The 4,141-nt window shown below is 32.5% G+C and carries 2 protein-coding genes; both read right to left on the reverse strand.

The annotated features are described in order from the left end of the window. Nucleotides 1-19: 19 nt before the first annotated feature. Nucleotides 20-214: an IS3 family transposase gene (locus BAZSYMA_RS10720; protein ID WP_090718463.1), complete on the reverse strand. Its 195-nt coding sequence runs from the start codon at nucleotides 212-214 to the stop codon at nucleotides 20-22. A 79-nt stretch (nucleotides 215-293) separates the two neighbouring features. After that, the gene (locus BAZSYMA_RS09385) at nucleotides 294-4,079 is read right to left on the reverse strand and encodes an nSTAND3 domain-containing NTPase (protein WP_090718466.1); all 3,786 of its coding nucleotides are present in this window, start codon (nucleotides 4,077-4,079) and stop codon (nucleotides 294-296) included. Nucleotides 4,080-4,141 lie beyond the last annotated feature (62 nt).

The raw sequence follows: 4,141 nt of genomic DNA on the forward strand, positions 1-4,141 counted from the left end.
GCTTTTTCTTGATTTAATTTTATACTTTCTTGGTACACATCCATGGGGGGTTATATGCCAATATTTCATGGAATCTTCGATGGTTATAAAACTCAATATAATCATCTACATCAGTCATTAATTCACGGATAGATTGGTATTCGTTCAAATAGATTCTTTCGCATTTTGCACTTCTCCAAAAGCGTTCAATGCAGATACATCCCTTGCCATTCATTGAGATAGTAATACCCAGTTTCTTTGATCAAGTAAACTTTTTACTGTCCGAGTGCATGTGATTGTTATACGCAACACTATCATGCCTCAGTAAAGTCTCTTTTTTTCTCATTCCGAATTTCGTAACGTATGCCTCTTATTCTTTGTTCAATATATTGTTTATGCTCTAATAATTCTGCCGAATTACATAGTGGTATAATTTTTTTGTAAAAATCTATCTTTTTTTGCAACATCGGCACAGCACTACCTGACAAGTAGGCTGGCATTGGTTCAAATGGCAAGTCTTTGAAATCTTCAAATTGTGTATTCTTTTCTAAGAATGTTTTGTAAAAAGTTATTTTGCGTTTAGATTCAAAGTTAACAATAACAGAAAAAAGTAAATGCATATATTTCTTTTTAGAGTGTTCGCTGCAAATTTCTCCGAGAAAATATTCATCTTGTCTCTCTAATATGCTTTCGTCAGTTTGAGAGTTTGCAACTTCCTTGAGAAATACTAAATAATCATCATCATAATAATCAACAAAACACCGATCTTTTTGTCGATACTTGAAAACAACTTCTGAGATTCGTTGCATAACGCTTAAATAATCATCACGCAACCAGATAAACGAATAATCACGCTCATCATGGTTATTTAGACACTTATTCTGAGAGAATCTATCTTCTAGATATCTGTTAATGAAGCCTTGATTATTATCAAGTAGTTTTGAAAACGCAACACCATCATAATCAACTTGAGGTTTCACTTTATCAACTGCTATATAGGTATTTTCAAGTAATTCTGGACGCGATGAAAACAAGGAAGGTAATTGTTTATTTATTTTGGTATGCTTACAGAACACAAGAGATACAGCATATGCAAATTCTGAAGTTATTCTCGATCTATCACTAATAATTTGAACAATTTCAGCAACAAAACCTTTTTTTATAGCCTCGTATCTTAAAAGATAATCGACTTCATGAGTGAAGTGTTTGTAATCCGATATTTGATATAATTTTGACAAGGCATCAATTTGTTTTTGCTTGATATCTTTTTTCAAAAGATGCTGATAATAACTAAACAGCCATAGATTTTTCGTTGGATAGTCTGAAAGGGTTAAAATAGCAAGTGATGCTATTGAGCCAAAAGACGAAATAAGGTTAGACACTACAATCGAAGGATTAATTGTCAAATATTCTCCTTGCTGCAGGTAGTTTTTTATAACTTCACAGAATAAACTTGGATTGCGTATCGCAAGTTCTTCCAGTATAGCAATCACCCCTTGATTGATTTGCCATTTAGAGTATCCCTCAAGAGTTTCTAAGATATTGAAAAGTTCATGAAGTATTTCATCATAATTTTCTTTGGCATACGACCCCATAAACCCTGCTATTTCCTTCTTCTCATATCTCCTATAGGCATTCTGATCCTGACCATGTGCCAACCTTTTCTTTTCCAATTTATTTCTGAGAAGGTCGTAAAGCACATAACTGGAAGATTTAAACCGTATCTTTAATTCTTCTTTAACTGGAATATTGAAACGCTTTAACAATCTCAAATATTGTTGAACAATAACACAGTGATAAAGGTTATTAGGGTCAAGTTTATCGTTGAAGAATAATGCTATTTGTTTTGAGTCATGCACAATAATTTCACCAACAGAAATCTTGTCCCCAGACTGCGTATAAGACAATATTAATTTAAGAATATATTGTTGATATTTCATGTTGCCATATAGGCTAAATAAATTCGTCAGAATCTTTTCTCGGAGTTTAAATAGTTCATCTGAAGCAACAACATCAAATGGTGTGATAGACACTGTATCTGTATGCCCTATTCCTGACTTAGTGCTAGAAAAATGGGTATGCAGATAGTCGCCCGACAAAGCAATAAACATCCTAGTAAAATACTCATCTCCCCCTGAACTGCTACATTCTAATATTTTGTCAACAACGGCGTGTTGGACATGGTAAGCATCTCGGTAAGATTCTGGTTGAAAAGCATATCTATCAATGAGGAAATGTAGAATATCTGGCGTATCGCCTGGTTGCTTTTTGGCATATTGCAAAAAGAGATCTAAAGATATATTCATATTCACATCATCTTCTCTATAATGCCTAAACTGTGAAAGAGCTGAGAGGAATTTAGGTAAAGATGAAATAGAATTTTTTTCGAATTTAATGTCATCAAAAGGAATTTTTTGGCTATCATAATTCCTGATTTCATTCTGAATAAAGATTAGCGTCTCGGTTGGTTTCAAAAAGCAAAAAACATCAATCAATTGTAGAAATGCACCTTCATCCTTTGCTTGTATTTGTTCCCATACTTTATCGACCGATATTTTCATGGTTTGCTTAGTTTCATTCAAATTGAAGGTGTTCAAGATTGGGCTAATGGCATCGACGAGTCGTCGCTTATACTGTGGGAATAAATCCTTATCTATTAGAATGGAAAAATCAATCAATTTTTCCTTAAAAAACACAAGATAGAAAAGATAGGTAGAAAAAACTTGGTCTGATATTTTGACCACCTCATTTTCAAACATATCTAAAACTTCCATCTCATGAAGTTTCTTTGATGCTTTCTCAAAATCTTCAGCAGAGATATCAAATATCTTACCTATATCCGACATCAAGTTATTATTTGTTATGTCAACAGATCTAAAAAAAGCAACAATTCCAGCAACTTTTAGAATAGTCCCATCTTTTAAAGCATCAAGATCGGATTTTATTGATGAAAAATATTTATCATATATTTCTGAAACATCTCTAATACTATTAAACGTATTACTATCTTTAGCAACTTGCGCTGCCATTACTGCGATACGAGGGTTTCCATGAGAAATACTTACTATCCTATCCAAATATGACTGGTTCTTAATTTCGAATTCCTCTTGTACGAGTTTTTTAATTTCTTCATTGGTAAATGGTTTTATGTTGATCTCAGAACTAACTTCGATAGGCTGGCAGGTCTCTCTAATTTTATCTAATGCGTAATCTCTAACGGTTACGATAATTTTAAAATTCTGGTTATCTCGCTTTGTTTGTAATAGCTGAACGATATACTGAAAGCCACTAATTCGATTGGCATCATCTACAAAAATAAGAAAATAACCAGAATTAGAAAAATATGATTTTATATCTTCAAATAAATTACATTCTCTATTAAATATACAGTAGGCTTTGTATTTTTTATTCTCTTTTGTGAATTGTCGATAACATTCAATGGCAATTCTGGTTTTTCCTACGCCTGCTTTCCCTGTGACAATCACTAGACTATTATCATTAATTAATGAAAGTAAGTTACTTTTTTCCTCTTCTCTAAAGTGAAAACTAGTTTCTAGTGTTGTGGTTAATTTGTTCTCTTCGTGCCAAGAAATAAAATCATTAAGAGGTACAATTTGACCAGTATCCACCTCAATGCCAAGATAATCTTTAGCAATGCTAGGGTATTTTTCCAATAAATCATATGAAATAGCTCCCAAGCCAAACAGATTAAGATTCACTTCTTCTATTTGACATTGCTTGCTTAATTTATCTATGTTTTCGATAGATAAGTCAGATGTGCAGCACAATACAATCTCTTTAATTTTTGAAATTGCTACACCTGTTTTGTTTTCGTTAAGGCATTTGGTTAAGTCATCATAAAACTTACTATAGACTTTATTTTCTGAAATAGTTGTATATTCACAAAATATATATTTACCATCTTCTGTTTGAATTAGGGTGTCTGGAGTTCCTTTCCTCACTTTATTGCTTCCAGCAACAGAGCCTGTTGGTTTTATTTGCGGATACCCCCTTTTCAGTAAATAAGAATTAGCTAGTTTTTGAAATGCACCTCCATCTAATTCCTTCAAGGCATTTTCTATTTGGTTAATTTTTGACATGATTTCCTTCTTGATATATTAGGTGATTTTAAATGTATAACTATTAATTAATGGCACAAATG

This window comes from Bathymodiolus azoricus thioautotrophic gill symbiont, assembly GCF_001298715.1.
GTDB lineage: Bacteria > Pseudomonadota > Gammaproteobacteria > PS1 > Pseudothioglobaceae > Thiodubiliella.

Coding starts and splice junctions, on each gene's coding strand:
- BAZSYMA_RS10720 (WP_090718463.1), bottom strand. CDS start 214: ATGAATGGCAAGGGATGTATCTGCATTGAACGCTTTTGGAGAAGTGCA.
- BAZSYMA_RS09385 (WP_090718466.1), bottom strand. CDS start 4,079: ATGTCAAAAATTAACCAAATAGAAAATGCCTTGAAGGAATTAGATGGA.